The following is an 18,673-nucleotide window of genomic DNA, read 5'->3' as shown; positions in this document are numbered from 1 at the left end:
TGAATAATAGTTTTAGTTTAGAAAACTAATTCTGAAACAACTATCACCGTGTTCAGAAATCATCGTGCACCAAATACTCCTGCAAATACTTGATGCACATTTAAGAAAAATATTGATAGGGGCATGCCTTCCCTGTTTGATAATGACACTTCCCATGGACTATATTAATAATTTTTCCAATAATTGGATAAAAATAAAATTTTCAAAGATTTTGTTCTTGATAAATATTTGTTCCTGTTATCTCACTTTGATATTTTATAAAAGATAAGAAATAAATAATCATCACAATTGAACCTATGATATAAATATATTGAATTGATAAAACAACACTAAAAAAACTAAAACCGATTAAAATGGCAAACAATAATTTATAATAAACTTGTCAATCTTTTCAAGTTTTTTTATTGCAAATCATTCTAATCCTCCTTTTAATAGATATATTATAACCATAAAAAAATACTAATTCTACTTTTTTTCAAAAAATTAGTATTTTTTTTATTTATTTAACTTGTTTTTGATAAACTGATGCTTTTGTTTTATTTCGTCCAAATTTTTCAAACTTAACAATACCATCAATTAAGGCAAATAAGGTATCATCACCACCACGCCCAACATTTACTCCTGGGTGAACTTTTGTTCCACGTTGACGATAAATGATTGATCCTGCTCTAATTGTTTGGCCATCAGCTCTTTTTGCACCCAATCGTTTTGAATGTGAATCACGACCATTTTTAGTCGATCCTACTCCTTTTTTTGAAGCAAATAACTGTAGGCCTAATGCGAACTTCATCATTATTCTTCAACCTCCTTTACACTAATAAATTTTTGATATTGCTGATAAATTGTTAAAAATTGATAATAAATTGTTTGTAACATAACTTGTAAGTCAGCAATATTATTTTTTACTGTAATAATAATTATTCCTTCCTTAACAATGAATTGACAACTATTTGGTTTAATTTGATCAATTGCATTTAAACCACCAATTGCAATTCCTGTTATTGCAGCACAAACAAGATCTTTACCATATTCAGCTGCTTTAGCATGACCAGTAATTTCAATTTTCTTAATTTTTTTCTCAATTTTCGTAATTATAATCTTAATCATAATGTTTTACTTGTCACTTTGTTTTGTTTTTGATGCTGGTTTTTTTGCTGATGTTGTTGATGAACTTTTAGCTGCTGGCTTTGCCGCTACTGGTTTTTTATCACCTGAAGAAACTGCTTTTGTTGTTGCTGTTTTTTCTGTTGTTACTGGTTTTTTATCAGCAACAGGTTTTACAGTTGACTTTGTAGCAGTTGTTGATTTTGTTACCGTAGGTTTAGCTTTGGCATCTGTTGTTGTTCCTTTAGCAGAACCTGATAACAAAATTTGATCAATTTTAACTTTTGTATATGGCTGACGATGCCCATATTTTTTATGTTGTGTTTTCTTTGGTTTATAATGGAAAACAACAATTTTCTTTTGCTTTCCTTGTTTTAAAATTGTTCCTGCTACTGATGCCCCTTTAATAAAAGGAGTTCCTACTTCTCCATCAATCATTAAAACTTCAGTGAAATTAACTTTTTCACCTTCATTACCATTTAACATTTCAATAAATATTTCATCACCTTGAGAAACACGAAGTTGTTTCCCTCCAGTTTTAATTATTGCAAACATTTTTACACCTCCAGTTTAGACTCGCCTTGTAAGTAGATAAGTATTGCATATCCTTTAGGTACTTAAAAGTCAAAGAGCGGTTGAAACTGAAACAACCATAATTAATTATATCGTTATCTTAAAAAAATTCAATAAATTTTATGTTTTTCTTAAAAATAAATTATTCTTCAGATTGTAAGACAAGTTCTTCTTTTTTATTACAATTACAACATTCTTCGCAACTATTGCATACTTTACAATCTGGATCTAAATTATTAATTTTGTTGCATTTTTTTCCACAATCACAAGTAATTTCACGATATGTCCCCATAATGTTTATATACGTTCCCATTTATTTGCACTCCAATCTTTTTGTTAATTTTATCACTATTTTATTATTATTACATATCTTATTATTTCTTATTATCGACTATATGTTTCATCTTCCTCAACTTGTTCAACAGTAAATCTTGAATTCGTTTTGTTTAATTCTTTTCTATCTTTTGGAAAAAAGTTATTAACCTCATTAAATATTTTTTTATATTCATTAGCATAATCTTGATTATATCCTTTATTGTTTTCAATATTTTTATTTTTTACATTAAATATTGGTTCTAATGCTTCGGCATCAATTTCAACATTAATTCCACTATTTACATATGTTTCTAATGTTTCATCAATGTGATCAAAAATTTTAGTTGATATTTTAATAGTTTCATCTTTATTAAAACCAAGTTTTTTTAAAAATATATTAAGCTCTTTTTTAACTGATTTATAACTTCTTTTAAAGGTAGACTTTATTTCTGAAATAAATTTCATATTAAATTTCCCTTTTTATATAAGCAAAGTAATTTATTTTAAAAATATTATTTCTATTTTTAAAATCATCTACATCGTGGTTGATTTTACAATTTTTAATGTAAAGTGTCAATAAGGTATAATAAAGAAAAATTATAATAATCTTTTATTAAATTTATTTTTAAAATCAACATATTTTAATATTAGTTTCCTTAAAAACACGATATAATATATATAATTTAAGGTGGATGAAAAAATGAAACAAAAAAAGTATCGACAGAATCCGAAAATTAAGCGAATGTTTCGAATTAAAGGTGAGTATGAGGCAACAAAATTAGCACAAAATTTTGTCCGTTATATGACCAATCCCTTTCAAGATAAACGAATTCGAAATGAATTAATTGATACTGAAAATGAAATTTATATGACCGATATTAGCAACAATGATGATAAAACATATACCATTGCAATTAGTACCCAATTAGATTACCAAGAAGATGCTACACGTGTTAAAGAGTTAGTAAAAGACTATGTTGATAATGACTTAGACTTTTTATGATATACCATTGGTGAACAAATTGATGAAAAAGAACAAGCTTTTTTTGAATCATTAGGATTTATTCAAAATGAAATTTTAGTTGGAATGGTACTTGATTTAACAAAATGAAAAAAAGTAAAATTAAAAGTTGATAAAAATCTTAAATTTCGACGTGTTAATGATAATAAACGATTAAATGATTTTAGTAAAATTCTTGAAAGTGCAATGGGACCAAAAAGTTGAGATTATGCATTTTATAAAACTTTATTAAAATTAAATAAAAATAAAAATACCGTTGAAATTGATTTATTATATAAAAATGATCTTCCTGCAGCAACTGGAAATATTTATTTTGAAAAAGATATTGCAATTATTGATGATATTTCAACTCATCAAAATTTTCGCCAACAAGGATTAGCAAAACTAATGATGAATTATTTAATTAATCGTGTTTATAATCAAGGTTACGATTTGGTTGGGTTGATTGCAACATCACAAGGATATAATGTTTATCACAAATTAGGATTTCGTCAAATTAACTTATATTTAAGTGAATACATTACAAAAACAAAAAGCACTAATTTAAGTCAAATTGCAACCAAAATTAGTCGTGGTAAGATTAAACATCTTCAAACAATGAACCAAACAGCAATTAATAATATGATAAATAATTTTAGTTGTAAGAAATGTAATAAAGAAATTACTGATAATAAATATTTAATGGCTTTTAAAGGATTAAATGATTTTGCTATTAACAATTATCACCAAAACTGTTATAGTTTTTCAATAAAAGATAAATGAGTAATTTTAGTTGAAAGAGATGATAATAATTAATTTATCTTATAATTAATAACAAATAATCTTCAATAAAATAGACACATAAAATTAATTTTATGTGTCTATTTTAGTTATTCAAACCTTGTTATTTTTTTTGTTGATGTTTCACTTTTAAAACTTTTTTAGTTCGTAAATCTTCTTGATATTCATTAAAATATGGATCAGGTTCATCAACTAATTTGTTACGATATTTTCTTCAGTAGTAAACTAAAATTGGAATAATAATTGCTGCTGAAATTAAATCATTTAAACCAATAAAGACATAATAGAAAATTGGATTTCCAATTGCTTGACTAACGCCAAAACCAATTCCAATTAATGGTAAAATTACAACAATTGAACGTAAACTACTTGTAAATGTTGCTAAAAAGGAACGATTAATTCCTTGGAACAACGTTAAAGCAATATAAGTTAATGAACAAAATGGATAAGTCATAAAGTTTAAAACAATTCATCAACGATATTTCGTTGCATATTTTTCAGGAAAAACAAATAACATCATCATATCTTTTCCAAAAATAATAAAGACAATTAACATTAAACAAAATCAAATAATAATTAATAAACTAACCCGTTTTAAAACTTCTCAAATTCGAGCATTCTTTTTTGCCCCATAATTATAAGCAATAATACTACGAGCCCCTTGTGTAACACCAACCCCTGCTGATAATACTAATGTCATTCATGGCACAATTGAAGAATAAAGTTCCTGCAAAACAGCAACCCCATTATGATATTCTTGGTTTGATAACTGAACAACAAGGGATGTTGCAACATAAGATGTAACTACTAAAGCAACATTATTAATAAAATTTGGTAATCCTGCTTTAGTAAAATTAGCAATATTTTTTCCTTCAATTTGAAATAAGTCATTTCAGTAAAATTTTGAATAACTATTTTTTGTTTTAAAAACAATAATAAATCCTCAAATTACTTGTACTGTTCAAGAAAAAACTGTCCCCAACATTGCTCCTGACATTCCAAAATGACAAACTCTCATAAAGAAAATGGCCGCTGCAGCATTAATTAATAATGAACTTAAAATCATAATTATTACTCATTTCATTCGTCCTTCACTACGAATTAACGACATAAAATAATAACTTAAAAACATCATTGCTGCTGCTGCTAACATTGGAAATGAATATTCTCAACATAAACTTTCTGTAATTGGATTATAATATTTTCCCATTTGAGAAGTAATAAATATGGCGTTTCATCCCGGAAATACAATACAAAAAATTGCAAATGCGACGATGATTGAAAAAAGAACTGTTAATGAAAAACCATTTCCTGCAATTCGATGCATACTTGGAATATCACGTTGTCCATAAGCAATTGAAAAATTCATTGCACAACCCATTCCAATTATAATACTAAACGACCATTGTAAGTTATATGTTTGTGAAGCATATTGAGTTGCAACATTAATAAATGACCGCATATCAGCTAAAGGAATTTCTGTAACACTAATATTTTTTAACTGATTATATGCATCAATATAAAATTGATCATGAATTAAATCAGGTGCGGCAAATGATAATGCTAAACTTTTATCAACAATATTGTATAACCCTTGAACAATCATTAAGAAAACAGTTGGAACACAAAAGTATGCTATTGTTTTTCAAGGTTTTTCAAACCGTAATTTTTTTTCACGACCTGTTAAAACTTCTGACAAATTAATTTCCCCCCTAATAAAAAAATAAAAAAACCTTACGATGTAAAGTAATTTTAAAACTACATTAATAATCTTCGTTATAATTATAGCTCAAAAAAATTATTTTACTAAGGTTTTTTAACATTAATTACTTAATGCACTTGCTTTACCAAAATTTTTATTAACTGAAAAAACAACACGATCGTAAATTTCGGTAATATTTGTTACAAATGGTTTAATAGTAATTAAAATTACTTTTTCTTCAAAAGCACGATAAGCAATTTCTTTAATTTGTTCATTACCATTTTCTAAATGTAAAATTAAACCATCTTCTAATTTTTCAATTATAGGAAGATTTAATTTTTTTACAACATTTTCTAAACTTGCTAACATTGGTTTTTCCATTACGGTAAATTGATAATAGTTTTGGGTTGAATTAATAACAGTACCCGAAAACACAACCTTACCATAATTTAGAATTGTAATCTCATCAGCCAAATCTTGCAATTCAGTTAAAATATGTGAACAAATTAAAATTGTCTTTCCTTGGTTTTTAACTTTAATTAAATCATTGAATAATTCTTGGCGAGCAGTTGGGTCTAAATTAGCCGCTGGTTCATCTAAAATTAGGACCTTTGGATTCGCAATTAATGCTTGTGCTAATAAGACCTTTTTCTTCATTCCTGATGAAAATGTATTAGGATTCTTAGTTCGAAATTTTCATAAATTTAGATTTTCTAAGATTTGCTTTGTTTTTACTTTTGCTTCTTTATACTTAACATCTCGTAAATAACTCATTTCAATTAAATATTTATAAACATTTAAATGTTTTGGAAACCGAGCATTTTCAGGAATATATCCAATAATTTTTTTTGCTGCTGGTGAGTTCGCTTTTAAACCATTAATACTAAAATTACCACTTGTTGGAATAATTGCTCCAACTAATGATTTAATTGTTGTGGTTTTTCCTGAACCATTTGGTCCAATAAAACCATGAATTTTCCCTTTTGCAACATTCATATTAATATCATCAACAGCGACAAATTTTTTAATTTTTTTTGTAAATCCATGAATCTCGATTGCTAAATCAGGATTTGGTGTAAAATTACTTTTTTTTGTTTTCATAACTATACAAAATCCTTTCTTGTAATTCATCATAATGTTAATCCTGCTAATGCAAGTGTTACTAATAAATAACAGGTATACAAACCAGATAAACTAGTTAATGTTACTGGTTTATTAAAGTCTCCCATTAAAAAATAATTTGTTTTTGCCTTAGAATCACTTGTCTGAAAAGCAACAGAATCAATTTTAACATCTAAATAATTATTAATTGGTAACAACATTGTTGCAGCCATATCATTTGCTCCTGATACACTAGAACTAGCATTTCCTGTTCACATTACAACTCATTGTTGTCATGGATTTAAGTATGCCATTAATTTATAATTTGTTTGAGCTTTTTTAATACTATTTAATTTATCTTGTGGTTGTTGCTCGTTATCATGAATAGCATTATATTGATCATATATTCCTTGTTGTGATCAATAAGATATTTGGGAAATAAATTGAGTATACAATGACATAACTGGATCATTAATATAAACATTTTCACTATATAAATTACGATCTAAAAATTCACGAAAATCTCAAGAAAAATTATTAAATTTATTTTGACTAGTTTTCGACAATGTGTTAAAAACAAGCGATGCAATTCTACTTGGTGCAATGATTCCTTCTGAAAGATAACTATTTTTTGGATAACTAAAAATTGTTGGTGAAAAAATTGATTTATCATACATTGTTTTAATAATTTGATAAATATTTTTTGTTGTTTTACTTTTTAATTTTGTTTCATTTAACACATTTATATTAATTTTAGCATCAGATGATGGTTTTGTTCTTGAAAGCGTAATTGGTTGTTGTAAACTTACATCATTATAAAAATCCGATAAAATATTAATTCCTTTATCACTATTATTTGTAAATGTAACTTCATTACCAATTGTAGGTTTAACAACATTAAATTTAATTGACTTATAACCATCAAATTCTAATACATTAGTATTAATTAATTTTGCTAATATTAGATAATCATTTGGTGTTTTTTTAACTTCTATAACAACATCATTTCAAGAAATTGGGTTTCCAGTAGTAGGTAATTTAGTGACCACTAAATCAATATTCTGTGCTAATGAAGTCACATCAAAAGCTTCCATATTTTCACTATTATAAGAAAAAGATATACTAAGTTTATCGTCAGATACACTTCATACTGGTCAACCAGTCGGATTTAATAAATCATCATATGTTTTTTTAAGATCAGAGTCCTTAAATTTAACAGGATTTTTTGCTAAATCTGCGGTTTTAATCAAATATTGTGATGCTCGGTCACCTTTACTTGCATTATAAATAAATGGAATCATCGCTCCAATTACTGTTAAAAAACCAATTGTAAATAAAATACCGATAACACCTTTTGCATTTAATCCTAAAGAAATTAAAATACCAATTGTGGTTAAAAATAATTGTAAAATAAAACTTGTTAAAATCATAAAGTTAACTTTGCTTAAAATTATTTTTCCAAATGCTGTTCCTTTTTGCCCCATTCCGAATGATAAAATTGGTGATAATAATAAAATAATTAGTGAATAAATTAAGCATAATAACTGTAAAGCTAATCATTTTTCAATAATCATTCTTGTTCGTGAGATTGGAATTGATGAAAAAATTAATAATGTTCCATCATCAATTTCATCACGAATTAACTGTACCGCTTTAAAACCAATAAACATTGATGTTAACCCAAAGTATAACATATATCAAATCCATGAATAAATAGTAAATAATGATTTAGCAGCATCAATATAGTCTCCACTAGCAACATCTCTTATTCCTAAAGCTAATGATAAAACCATAATTATTCCTACTACTAATGTTAAAATAAACATCACTAATATTGATGGTGCCTTTAACATTTTAATTAAAGTATAACGAAACATTTTTAATGAAAAAAAGTGAACTATCTTTTTATTTAAATCCACTTTTTTCCTTGCGTTGCTTCGACTGTTTCATTATGAGTCATAATTTTCCTCCTATTTCATTAATTTCATAATATATTTTGTAATTTTAAAAACTACAAGATAATTATACAAAAAAAAAAAAAAAAAAGACTTTTGTTTCTTGTTTTAAAAAAAATTAACATTAACAAAAAACATTAAGTTTTCTTTTTAATCTTTATTAAATAATTTATTTGCCCATTCTCTTGCTTTTTCTTTTTTAATTTTTTTAATTGATTCTTTAATGTGACTCCGACGAACTTGTTTTTTAAATTCATCAATTTCCGCTTTCCGTTTTTTCTTATAACCAGGTTTAATTTTTTTATTATTATCTTTTGTTTTATAACGATGAATAATTTTATTAATTTCATTCTCAACTGCAAGAGAAGAATGTTTTTTAGGCTTATCATCACTAAGAACTGTTTCAATCAATTCTCCTTGTTGATTTCATTTCTTTGTTTTAAAAATAATTCCTTTTGTCATTAATTGTTGCACTAAATTTAAATTTTTTGTATCATAAAGAACATAACTATAGCCAGTATAATTTGCCCGCCCAGTACGACCACTACGATGAATATAATATTCTAAATCATTTGGTAAATCAATTGAAATAACATGACTAACACCAATAAAATCAATTCCACGCGCTGCAATATCACTGGCAATAACATACTTATATTCTAAATTTCGAATTCGTTTAACAACTTGTGTTCGTAATCGTGGTTCTAATCCAGCATGTAATTGGATGACAGAATAATTATGTTCTAATAACAAATCATAATACTTATTAATATCTGTTTTTTTATTAACAAAAATTAAACATAAATATGGATCAAATATTTTTAAAAGTTTTAATAAAATTGTTTCTCGCTCTTGATGTTTTGTTGGAATTAAAATATGTGTAATGTTTTGATTTGTTATTTGATTGGCATTTAAATCTAAATAATGTGGATTTTTTAAATACTTGATTAAAAAAGGTTTTAACTCAGGCGGAATTGTTGCAGAAAAAACATATACTTGAACATTATGATTCACTTTGCTCAAAATATAATCAACATTTTCAATAAAATCTAAATCAAAAAGCATATCACATTCATCAATAATAAAAGTTGTTAATTTACCTAAATTTAGACTTTGTTGTTCAAACAAATCTTTTAGTCGCGTTGGAGTAGCAATAATAATGTGGGGTTGGATTCGTTGCAATTGTTCAATTTGACGTTTAATATCTTCGCCACCAATAAAATAATTAACTTGTAAATTTGGTTCAAATTTTTTAAAAAAACGAATATTATCATAAATTTGTTTTGCTAATTCACGGGTTGGAGTTACAATAATAGATTGAATTTTTGCTTGCTCATAATTTATATTATTTAAAATTGGTAAACAAAACGCAAATGTTTTTCCAGTTCCTGTATGTGCCTTACATATAACATTTTGATGTTTTAATAATAATGGCATTACTTTTTCTTGCACAATAGTTGGTTCAACAAATTTTAATTCAGCAAGGCCTAAATTTAAAAACCGCTTAAAACCAAATTGATTAAAATTACTCATAATTTAACCCCCTTTTTTTATCTTCCAAATTATAACATATTTAAAAAATGAAATTATTGCTAATTTCATTATATAACTTTTATTTTTTACCGGTAGTTACTAATTTTTTCACAACTGGTTTTTTATTATCCTGATCTTTAAAAAGTTCTTCTTCTTTAAGAAAATCTGTTTCAGCATTAACAATTAAATTAGCTCATCGTTCTTGTTCTCGTGCTAATGTTGTGGATGTTTCATGTCCCTTGCGAACAGCTATATTCATTTTTTTCAGTGCTTTTCTAGCTTGTTTTATTGTTTTTTTCATTTTTTTCTGTGTGTCTAAATATTCAATTGAATAAGGATGTGTCATTGCTTTTATCATTTTTTTGTAACATATATTCCAATTAAGATTAAAACGGGAACCGCCACTAATAGCACAATTAATAGACTACCAACTACTTCTGCAAAATTTGTTCCGGCTTCTAATTCATAATTTTGGGATCATTGAATCACTCCACTATTATTAACATTACCCGATTGGTGCAACCATGTCATTAAATCAATTCCTCGCCCACCATCAGGTACAATAATATTTGAATATCCTCAAATAAATGATCTCGAGGATACTAATCGCATTAATTTGTCAATTCCCAAGTGACCTATTAACTGATAACCATTACCATGAAATGTTTTAATATCATTAATATTAACTGGTAATCCTTTTCCTTCTCAATAATAACCATCATAATATATTCCCAAAAAAACTAAGGCTAAAACTAAAATAATTAATACAATAATTCATATTAAAGCTATACTTCACTTGCTAAATGATTTCATGATCCAACCTCTTTTCTTTTATATTATAGTCCTAATTATTTAAAATTCTTAATCTTATTTTTCTATTTTATAAAAACAGGAAAAATATTAATAAAAATTTTAAATAAAACAATAACTAGAAAATCTAGTTATTGTTAACATTACTTATTTTTTGTCCCTACTTTTTTCAAAGATTTTTTTGCTGCTGCTTTTTTAGCAGATTTTTTGTTATCCTTTGAATTTAACATTTGAGTGGCCTTCTTTTTATTTTGCACTTCAATTGCTTTTCGTTGAGTTGCTGTTTTTCCTAAACGTTCTGCAATTAGTCTTTCTGCTGTAATTGCAGTAGTAATGGCACTTCCATCTTTTGACCGATAATCCGCTGCTGTTTTTGTATAAACATCTCCTAATGAACGATCGATTGATCTTTTCATAGCTGGAGTTGAATCAATAACTGCTTGTGATTTAATGAATAATCATTTTTCTTCTGTCGCATTTTTTGCTACTGGTTTTTTCGACTGGGGCACCTTTTTGCTTTTAGCTTTCAAGCTTACTGGCATACTCAATCTCCTTTCATAATGAAATCAAACCAATGTTGGTTGCTAATGTTAAAATAGCATTAATCATTAGTTTTTTGCATTAAATATTTTTTTATCCCAAATTGAATTTAGTATTTAAGATAATTGTAATATTTTAATAAAAAGATAAAATTTTTATTTAAAATAGACGAATTAATTATATCAAATTTAGTTTGATTAATAAATAAGTTTAAGATATTATTTTAAAATGATAAAAGAGATTTTTAGTTATGATATTATATAAGTAGATAAAAATGGATTGGTGAAAAAATGAAAGTTGTAAAAATGACACCTCGTGGTTATTGTCTTGGTGTTGTCAAGTCAATTAAATGAGCAAAAGAAGCTGCTGTCAAATATGCTGGACGGCAAATTTATATGTTAGGTTATCTTGTTCATAATAAACATGTTATTGATGAAATTGTTAATTTAGGTGTTATTGCGGTCAACGATTTTAAACTTAATCGCCTTGCGCTAATGCAAACACTACCAGATAATGCTGTTGTGATTTTAAGTGCACATGGTAGTGATGACCGGATTAAAGATGTCGCAGCACAGAAAAACATTACACTTGTTGATACTGAATGTGAATGAGTAACTATCACGAAAAATTTAATTAAGGAATATTTAGCAAAACCTAATTATCAAATTATTTTTATTGGAAAACACTTTCATCCAGAAACAAATGCAATGTTATCGCTTAGTCCAAGCATCAATCTTGTGACAACAGAACAAGAAGTTGATAACATTTTGCCTAATCTTGACCCAACTAAAAAGATTTTAATTACAAACCAAACAACCCTTTCTAAAATTGATATTGAAGCAATTGTGAAAAAAATTAAAACCCTTGTTCCAAATGAAATTCTTTTTAAAAATGATTTATGTAATGCAACATTAGAACGACAAAATGCTGTTCTAAATTTAAATTCAACAACAATTGACCTTTTACTTGTTGTTGGTGATGAACGAAGTAGTAACACCTTAAAGCTAGTTGCAATGGGCGAACAAATTGGGATTGAATCATATCGTATTAATGATAAAAATGATATTCAAGCAACTTGGTTGGCAAATAAAACCTGTGTTGCTGTTACTGCGGGGGCATCAACACCTAGCATCATTCAGTTAGAAGTAATTCGTTATTTAGAGCAAATATAAAAATATTATTAACGATAGTTAATAATATTTTTGATATAATATGGAATTATTGTTAAAGTTGGAAACTTTCGGGTTAAGTATCCAGCAAAAGCAGCAGTAAAAAAATCTTCCATATAATGGTTGAAGCAAATAACTGCTAATTGTTTTTCATTTGCTAATACTCATTGATCTCATTTTACTTCCCCAGTAATAAACAGGTCAATATTTTGGTTAATTTTTGCAATCACATCACCTGCCGCTCCTGCTGCTAAGGCAACTGTTTTAATAGGTTGCTCTAACGTCGATAAATTGTGCTGCACTGTTGTAATTTTAAAAATTTCTTTTAATTTCGTAATAATTTCATCAGCTGTTAAACTGACATACCCAATCATTGTTAAATCATCATCAAAGGGAACAATTTTTAGGGGATTTAATTCTTGTAAAATCAATTCATTCATTAAACCATCATAATTTGTGTGTAAAGCATAAACAGTTATCTGATGTTTATTAAGAAGATCAATAATTGCTCGTTTGTAAGGAATCTGTTGAATTCTTTTTTTCTTGCCAAAACAAAAAGGATGATGAGTTATAATAACATTAATTTGCTTAGCGACTGCTGCTGTAATTACTTCGCTTGTTAAATCTAAACTAACCATAATTTTTGCTACAAAATGATTTTTGTTTCCATATTGATGACCACTATAATCTCACTTACAAGCTGCTTTTAATGAAAAATCAGTTTCAATTTCTTGATATAATTTTTTAATTAACATTATATCACCTTATTAATCATTTTTAGTTTTGCTTTAACTTCTTGATAGCGCTTAGTGTTTGCAGGAATCTTGTTTAACAATGTTAAATAATAATCATTTTTTAACAATCATTTCTCTTGAAAAAGTTTACTATGTTCTTTGCGAAGATAGGGACCGAAGTATAAGTCTTTTTTATTTTTGACTTTTTGACCAGCAGTTTTATTAACAACAATAATCTCATAAATAATATCATTTTCCTTAATTAATAATTCTTTTTCAATAAAGTACTTATGTTTTTTAATTCATTCTCGTAATAAAAATGGATCATCATTAGGACATAAAATATAACGATCAATTAAATCAGAATCTCGTTGCAAAATGGTTAAAATTGTTGTACTCCCTAATCCTGAAATAATACATGTATCAATCTTAATGTCCGAAACTCCTGTTAAACCATCTGCTAAAATTGGGGTAATAAGTTTTTCAGTATGATATTTTGCAATATTTTTTTTCGCTTGGGCTAAGGGTTGTGCTGCAATGTCGCATGCATAAGCTTTGGTAATTAAATTTCCTTTTGCTAAATAAATTGGAATCATTGCATGATCTGTCCCAATATCACAAATAATGTCTTTTTCATTAATTTGTTTGGCAATTAATAATAAACGTTCTGATAATCTATCCATTTTTTTAAAACCCCTATCCTTTAAAAAAGTCTTTTAATACTTTTGCTTTCGAATTAGATTGGTTTGGCTTAAACTTACGAATTGTTTTTGCTTCAATTTGGCGAATTCGTTCACGTGTTACTTTAAATTCTTTGCCTACTTCTTCTAATGTTTTTGGTGAATCATATTTTGATAAATGCTTATCAATTAAAGCATTTTTTTGACTTTGTACTTTTTCAATTGGTGTATCATAATGAATATCAAGAGCTTTAACTGTTTGAACTAATTCGGGGAAAGTTTCATCTTCACATTCTTTTGCTAACCGTAATACTGTTCGTAACTTTGTTGGTAAAAGTCCAAACCGCATTCTAATTACTTTTTCTTCTCGTGCTGATAAAATTTCATGGAAAACTTCATCAATTACTTCTCGTAATGATTCTTTTTCAGCATATTCATCCGGTGTAAAAATATCTTTATCATCAACAAAATCACCAAAATGAGTATCATCCTCATCACCAATTGGTTTTTCTAATGAAACTGGTTCAATTGATAGTCTCTTAATTTCACGAACTTTTTCGCCAACCATTCCTTGCCCCATTTTTTCAGCAATTTCATTGTAACTTGGTTCGCGTCCTAACTCTTGTGTTAATTGCCGTTCAATTCTTGTTAACTTATTAATTGTTTCAACCATATGAACAGGAATCCGAATTGTTCGCGCTTGATCAGCAATTGCCCGGGTTATTGCTTGTCTAATTCATCATGTAGCATATGTTGAAAATTTAAAACCACGCTTATAATCAAACTTATCAACAGCTTTCATTAACCCAATGTTACCTTCTTCAATTAAATCTGAAAAATCTAATCCTCGGTTTAAATGTTTACGAGCAACTGAAACAACTAACTTCAAGTTAGAAGTAATTAATTTATCCCGTCCAAAACGTCTTTCTTCTGGATCAGATGATTCTAACATTTTAGCATATTTAATTTCTTCTTCACGAGTTAAAATCTTACTTGTTCCCAAAATATTAAAGTAAGCTTTAATAATATCTTGAATTTTTGTTTCATTTGAAATTCCACCAACTTTGTAACGTAATTTTTCATCTGGTTGTTTTTTCGTTACTTTTTCTGGTTCAGGAACTTCATTTTCTTCTAACTCTTCTAAATTAATATCACTAAATTCAGCACCATTAGCAACTAATTCTTCGAAATATTCTTTAACATCATTATCATCAACTTCAAAATGATCATTAATTAATGTTATTAATTTTTCTTGTTCAATCTCATTGTTATTTTCTTCTAAATATTTATTAATATATTCTTTAAATTCATCAAAAGATTTCATATCTCTGACTTCTTTTTTTGATAATCCCATTCTCTCTACCCCTTTTTAAATTTTAATCGTTGATTCAACTTGTCAATTTCCATTGAAATTGCCTGTTGTTCAATTAGATTACTTGCTTTTTTTAACTTATTTCATAGCATTGCAATCTCTTTTTCATTAGCAAAATCATCAATTAAGAGCGCATAGTCTTCTAATTCTTTCCTATTATATTTAATTTTAATTGTTGATTTATTAATAATATCCATTAATATTTTTTTTAAATTTGGATCACTTATTTCTTGACACAACATATTAATTTTAACATTTTCTGCCCCCAAATGTCCGTTATAATAAGTAATTATATCATTTGCTAACAAACGATAACCATCAAAATTTAAATTTCCAATTTTTCTTTGATAAAAATCTGCTGCTTTTCGAGAACCAAGTAATTGTAAAACCATATTTTGTTCTGCTAAAAGATATCGTTTTAAATTTTTAATTTTATATTTTGTATTTTTAACTACACCAGTATTACTTTGGTGTGGTTTGAACCTTGGTGGCGGCTTTTGCTGATAATTATTATCATTTGTTCCATTAGGAATTGGTTCTGACACAGCAGGTGAAAAAACTGTTTTTTGATATGTTTTAATTTGTCCAATTTTTGTTGTAATTGTTTCTTTAGATATTCCTGTTATTTTAACTAAATTATTAACCGCTAATTCTTGTTCCAATTGATTTGGACTAGCTTTAATTAAAGATGCAACAATATTAATAAATTCTTCTAATTCATTTGCTGCTTGTAAATTAAATTTATTTTGAAAATAATCAAGAGCAAAATTAATTGGATGTTGGGCATTTGCTAACATTGCATGAATTAATTCCCCCTGACCACTATTAACTAATTCGTCAGGGTCTTGTTGCGTCTCATTCAAGACAATTTTAACTTTTAGATTATAACTTAATAATTTAATTGCTGCTTTTAAATTAGCATTAATTCCAGCCTTATCACCGTCTAAAAAAATTAAACACTCATTTGTTAATCTTTTAATTTCTTTTAAATGATATTCACTTAAATTAGTTCCCATTAAAGCAACGGTATTTTTAAGATTTAATTTTTCTAAACTAATAACATCCATATATCCTTCAAGTAAAATTAAATTATTTTGCTGGCGAATAAACGATTTCGCCCGGTGAATATTATACATTAGTTGTTCTTTTTTAAAAACCTTTGTTTCAGGAGTATTAAGATATTTTGCTATCTGGTTAGTAACCCCAATTACTCGTCCAGAAAAACCAATAATATAACTATCTTCATTTTTAATCGGAAACATTAAACGATTATTAAAATAATCATACACCTTGCCATTTTTAATTGTAATTAAACCCGCTTGTTGAATATCATTAATTGAATATCCTTTTTTAATTAAAAAATGGTACAAATGATCAAAGCCACTCTCAGCATAACCAATCTGAAATAATTCAATTTCAGTATTATTAATGTTCCGCTTTGTTAAATATTCCTTTGCATCATAAGCCTTTTTGGTTTCTAAATTATTACTAAAGTAAGCGCTTGCTAAGGCATTAATTTCAAAAATTAACTGTTCACTTTTATCATATTTTGGTTTTTCTTGATAAGTAGTCAATTCATCTAAGGAAATATTGGCCATTACCGCAACTTTTTTTAAAGCTTCAATAAAACTAATATTTTCATATTCTTGTAAAAAAGTAAAAACATTGCCTCCAGCTGAACAAGTAAAACAACGGTAAATTTGCTTTTCTGGTGAAATACTCATTGAAGGATGTGAATCTTGATGAAACGGACAAACTGCTCAATAATTACGACCCCGTTTTTCAAGCGATAAATATTCTGACATTACGGTAACAATATTTACTTTTGACTTAATTAAATCAATTTTTTCATTACTAATTAATGCCATACCTTTCACTCCTTTTAATTATTTTAATGTTGCGGTAAAATAGCTTTCTAAATTAGCAATTGCCACTCGTTCTTGTTTCATTGTATCACGATTACGAACTGTAACTTTTTGGTCTTTTTGACTGTCAAAATCAACTGTTACACAAAACGGTGTTCCAATCGCATCTTGACGACGATAACGCTTTCCAATATTTCCTGTTTCATCATAAGTGCATTGAAAACGACCTAAGAGTTTTTCATATAACTGATAAGCATTGTTGTTTAATTGTTTACTTAATGGAATCACCGCAATTTGATATGGAGCTAATAACGGGCTTAATTTTAAAACAATTCTTGTCTCATTATCAGAAACTTTTTCAACATGGTAAGCATCATATAAAATCGCTAACATCAAGCGCCCAACACCAACCGATGGTTCAATTACATGCGGGATAATTTTTTCATTTGTTTCTTGATTTAAATACGACAAATCATTTTTACTCATTTTACTGTGACGACGTAAATCATAATCCCCCCTGTCAGCAATCCCTCATAATTCACCTATGTCAAACGGAAACTTATATTCAATATCAATAGTTCGTTTTGCATAATGGGCTAACTCATTAGCGTTATGCTCACGAAAATGATAGTTTTCTGGTTTTAAATCAATTAATTCTAAAAACTTGATTACTTCTTTAACTCAATATTCAAATCAATCAATCTTTTCGTTACTATCATAAAAAAATTCTAATTCCATTTGTTCAAATTCACGTGTACGAAAAATAAAATTTCCTGGGGTAATTTCATTCCGAAATGACTTTCCAATTTGACCAACACCAAAAGGTAATTTTTTTCGCAAAGAACGTTGAACATTTTTAAAATTAACAAAAATTCCTTGTGCTGTTTCTGGTCGCAGATAAACAACTGATTTTTCATCTTCAATGACACCTTGGTTTGTTTTAAACATTAATTCAAACTGACGAATTTCAGTAAAATCATGTCCTCCACAATTTGGACATAAAATATTTTTTTCGGTAATAAAAGTCTCTAATTGTTTATTAGTTCAACCACCACAATTTAATTTCGGATAATTATCTTCAATCAGTTTATCTGCCCGCATTCGGCTTTTACATTTTTTACAATCTAATAATGGGTCAGCAAAATTGCCAAGATGTCCAGAAGCTTTTCAAACATTATTGTTCATTAAAATAGCACTATCAAGACCAACATTATATTTTGATTTTGTAATAAAATGTTGTCATCATAAATTTTTTAAATTTCGTTCTAATTCAACCCCCAATGGTCCAAAATCTCAGCTGTTTGCTAAACCACCATAAATTTCACTCCCTTGAAAAACAAAACCTTGTGTTTTTAAATGATTAACAACTTCTTCTAATGTATATTGCATTAATATAACTCCTTCTTATTTCTCTATTCT

At 27.2% G+C, this 18,673-nt stretch carries 19 protein-coding genes and 1 pseudogene; 2 read left to right on the top strand and 18 right to left on the bottom strand.

Annotated elements, in window-relative coordinates:
- Positions 1–100: 100 nt before the first annotated feature.
- From ABNT63_RS04100 to ABNT63_RS04075, 6 genes and pseudogenes are all read right to left on the bottom strand, one after another.
- Positions 101–415, bottom strand: coding sequence for a hypothetical protein (locus ABNT63_RS04100; RefSeq protein WP_348736677.1), 315 nt, complete (start codon positions 413–415; stop codon positions 101–103).
- Positions 416–499: 84 nt separating this feature from the next.
- The gene (gene rpmA / locus ABNT63_RS04095) at positions 500–790 is read right to left on the bottom strand and encodes a 50S ribosomal protein L27 (protein ID WP_348737153.1); all 291 of its coding nucleotides are present in this window, start codon (positions 788–790) and stop codon (positions 500–502) included.
- Positions 791–792: 2 nt separating this feature from the next.
- Positions 793–1,107 (bottom strand): ribosomal-processing cysteine protease Prp, encoded by a 315-nt coding sequence (locus ABNT63_RS04090; RefSeq protein WP_348736675.1) that lies wholly within the window; start codon positions 1,105–1,107, stop codon positions 793–795.
- Between the two features lie 261 nt (positions 1,108–1,368).
- A pseudogene (gene rplU / locus ABNT63_RS04085) lies at positions 1,369–1,659 on the bottom strand (50S ribosomal protein L21); the annotation flags it as partial.
- 160 nt (positions 1,660–1,819) lie between these two features.
- A complete protein-coding gene (locus tag ABNT63_RS04080; RefSeq protein ID WP_348736674.1) occupies positions 1,820–1,990 on the bottom strand; it encodes a hypothetical protein in 171 nt (56 codons plus the stop codon).
- A gap of 71 nt (positions 1,991–2,061) precedes the next feature.
- The gene (locus ABNT63_RS04075; RefSeq protein WP_348736673.1) at positions 2,062–2,457 is read right to left on the bottom strand and encodes a hypothetical protein; all 396 of its coding nucleotides are present in this window, start codon (positions 2,455–2,457) and stop codon (positions 2,062–2,064) included.
- A 235-nt stretch (positions 2,458–2,692) separates the two neighbouring features.
- Here ABNT63_RS04075 and ABNT63_RS04070 point away from each other — a divergent pair, with 235 nt between their 5' ends.
- Positions 2,693–3,808 (top strand): GNAT family N-acetyltransferase, encoded by a 1,116-nt coding sequence (locus tag ABNT63_RS04070; RefSeq protein WP_348736671.1) that lies wholly within the window; start codon positions 2,693–2,695, stop codon positions 3,806–3,808.
- A gap of 88 nt (positions 3,809–3,896) precedes the next feature.
- On the opposite strand, the gene ABNT63_RS04065 is transcribed toward ABNT63_RS04070, so the two are convergent.
- The 7 genes from ABNT63_RS04065 to ABNT63_RS04035 form a co-directional block, all read right to left on the bottom strand.
- On the bottom strand, positions 3,897–5,492 hold the full coding sequence (locus tag ABNT63_RS04065; protein ID WP_348736669.1) for an MATE family efflux transporter: 1,596 nt from the start codon (positions 5,490–5,492) through the stop codon (positions 3,897–3,899).
- Positions 5,493–5,615: 123 nt separating this feature from the next.
- Positions 5,616–6,596: an ABC transporter ATP-binding protein gene (locus ABNT63_RS04060; RefSeq protein WP_348736667.1), complete on the bottom strand. Its 981-nt coding sequence runs from the start codon at positions 6,594–6,596 to the stop codon at positions 5,616–5,618.
- A gap of 2 nt (positions 6,597–6,598) precedes the next feature.
- A complete protein-coding gene (locus ABNT63_RS04055; protein ID WP_348736665.1) occupies positions 6,599–8,515 on the bottom strand; it encodes an ABC transporter permease in 1,917 nt (638 codons plus the stop codon).
- Between the two features lie 186 nt (positions 8,516–8,701).
- Positions 8,702–10,084, bottom strand: a complete 1,383-nt coding sequence (locus tag ABNT63_RS04050) for a DEAD/DEAH box helicase (protein ID WP_348736663.1) — start codon at positions 10,082–10,084, stop codon at positions 8,702–8,704.
- A 79-nt stretch (positions 10,085–10,163) separates the two neighbouring features.
- Positions 10,164–10,442 carry a hypothetical protein gene (locus ABNT63_RS04045; protein ID WP_348736661.1) on the bottom strand — a complete coding sequence of 93 codons (279 nt, stop codon included), beginning with the start codon at positions 10,440–10,442 and terminating at the stop codon, positions 10,164–10,166.
- Positions 10,436–10,897, bottom strand: coding sequence for a hypothetical protein (locus ABNT63_RS04040; RefSeq protein WP_348736659.1), 462 nt, complete (start codon positions 10,895–10,897; stop codon positions 10,436–10,438). The genes ABNT63_RS04045 and ABNT63_RS04040 overlap by 7 nt, the downstream gene beginning before the upstream one ends.
- A gap of 140 nt (positions 10,898–11,037) precedes the next feature.
- Positions 11,038–11,436 (bottom strand): hypothetical protein, encoded by a 399-nt coding sequence (locus ABNT63_RS04035; protein WP_348736657.1) that lies wholly within the window; start codon positions 11,434–11,436, stop codon positions 11,038–11,040.
- 288 nt (positions 11,437–11,724) lie between these two features.
- Here ABNT63_RS04035 and ispH point away from each other — a divergent pair, with 288 nt between their 5' ends.
- On the top strand, positions 11,725–12,606 hold the full coding sequence (gene ispH / locus ABNT63_RS04030; protein WP_348736655.1) for a 4-hydroxy-3-methylbut-2-enyl diphosphate reductase: 882 nt from the start codon (positions 11,725–11,727) through the stop codon (positions 12,604–12,606).
- Between the two features lie 8 nt (positions 12,607–12,614).
- Here ispH and ABNT63_RS04025 read toward each other — a convergent pair whose 3' ends face one another.
- The 5 genes from ABNT63_RS04025 to ABNT63_RS04005 are packed head-to-tail and all read right to left on the bottom strand — an operon-like array spanning position 12,615 to position 18,643.
- Positions 12,615–13,358, bottom strand: a complete 744-nt coding sequence (locus tag ABNT63_RS04025; RefSeq protein ID WP_348736653.1) for a Nif3-like dinuclear metal center hexameric protein — start codon at positions 13,356–13,358, stop codon at positions 12,615–12,617.
- Complete coding sequence (locus tag ABNT63_RS04020) at positions 13,358–14,020, bottom strand: tRNA (adenine(22)-N(1))-methyltransferase (RefSeq protein WP_348736651.1); 663 nt, start codon at positions 14,018–14,020, stop codon at positions 13,358–13,360. Before ABNT63_RS04020 ends, ABNT63_RS04025 begins: the two co-directional genes overlap by 1 nt.
- A gap of 13 nt (positions 14,021–14,033) precedes the next feature.
- Positions 14,034–15,371, bottom strand: coding sequence for a sigma-70 family RNA polymerase sigma factor (locus tag ABNT63_RS04015; RefSeq protein WP_348736649.1), 1,338 nt, complete (start codon positions 15,369–15,371; stop codon positions 14,034–14,036).
- A gap of 5 nt (positions 15,372–15,376) precedes the next feature.
- A complete protein-coding gene (gene dnaG / locus ABNT63_RS04010) occupies positions 15,377–17,257 on the bottom strand; it encodes a DNA primase (protein ID WP_348736647.1) in 1,881 nt (626 codons plus the stop codon).
- A gap of 18 nt (positions 17,258–17,275) precedes the next feature.
- Positions 17,276–18,643 (bottom strand): glycine--tRNA ligase, encoded by a 1,368-nt coding sequence (locus ABNT63_RS04005; RefSeq protein WP_348736645.1) that lies wholly within the window; start codon positions 18,641–18,643, stop codon positions 17,276–17,278.
- Positions 18,644–18,673: the final 30 nt, after the last annotated feature.

Source organism: Spiroplasma endosymbiont of Ammophila pubescens (genome assembly GCF_964020965.1).
Classification (GTDB): Bacteria; Bacillota_I; Bacilli_A; order Mycoplasmatales; family Mycoplasmataceae; genus Spiroplasma.
Note: the sequence above shows the minus strand (reverse complement) of the source record. Positions and strands in the feature narration are given on the sequence as shown.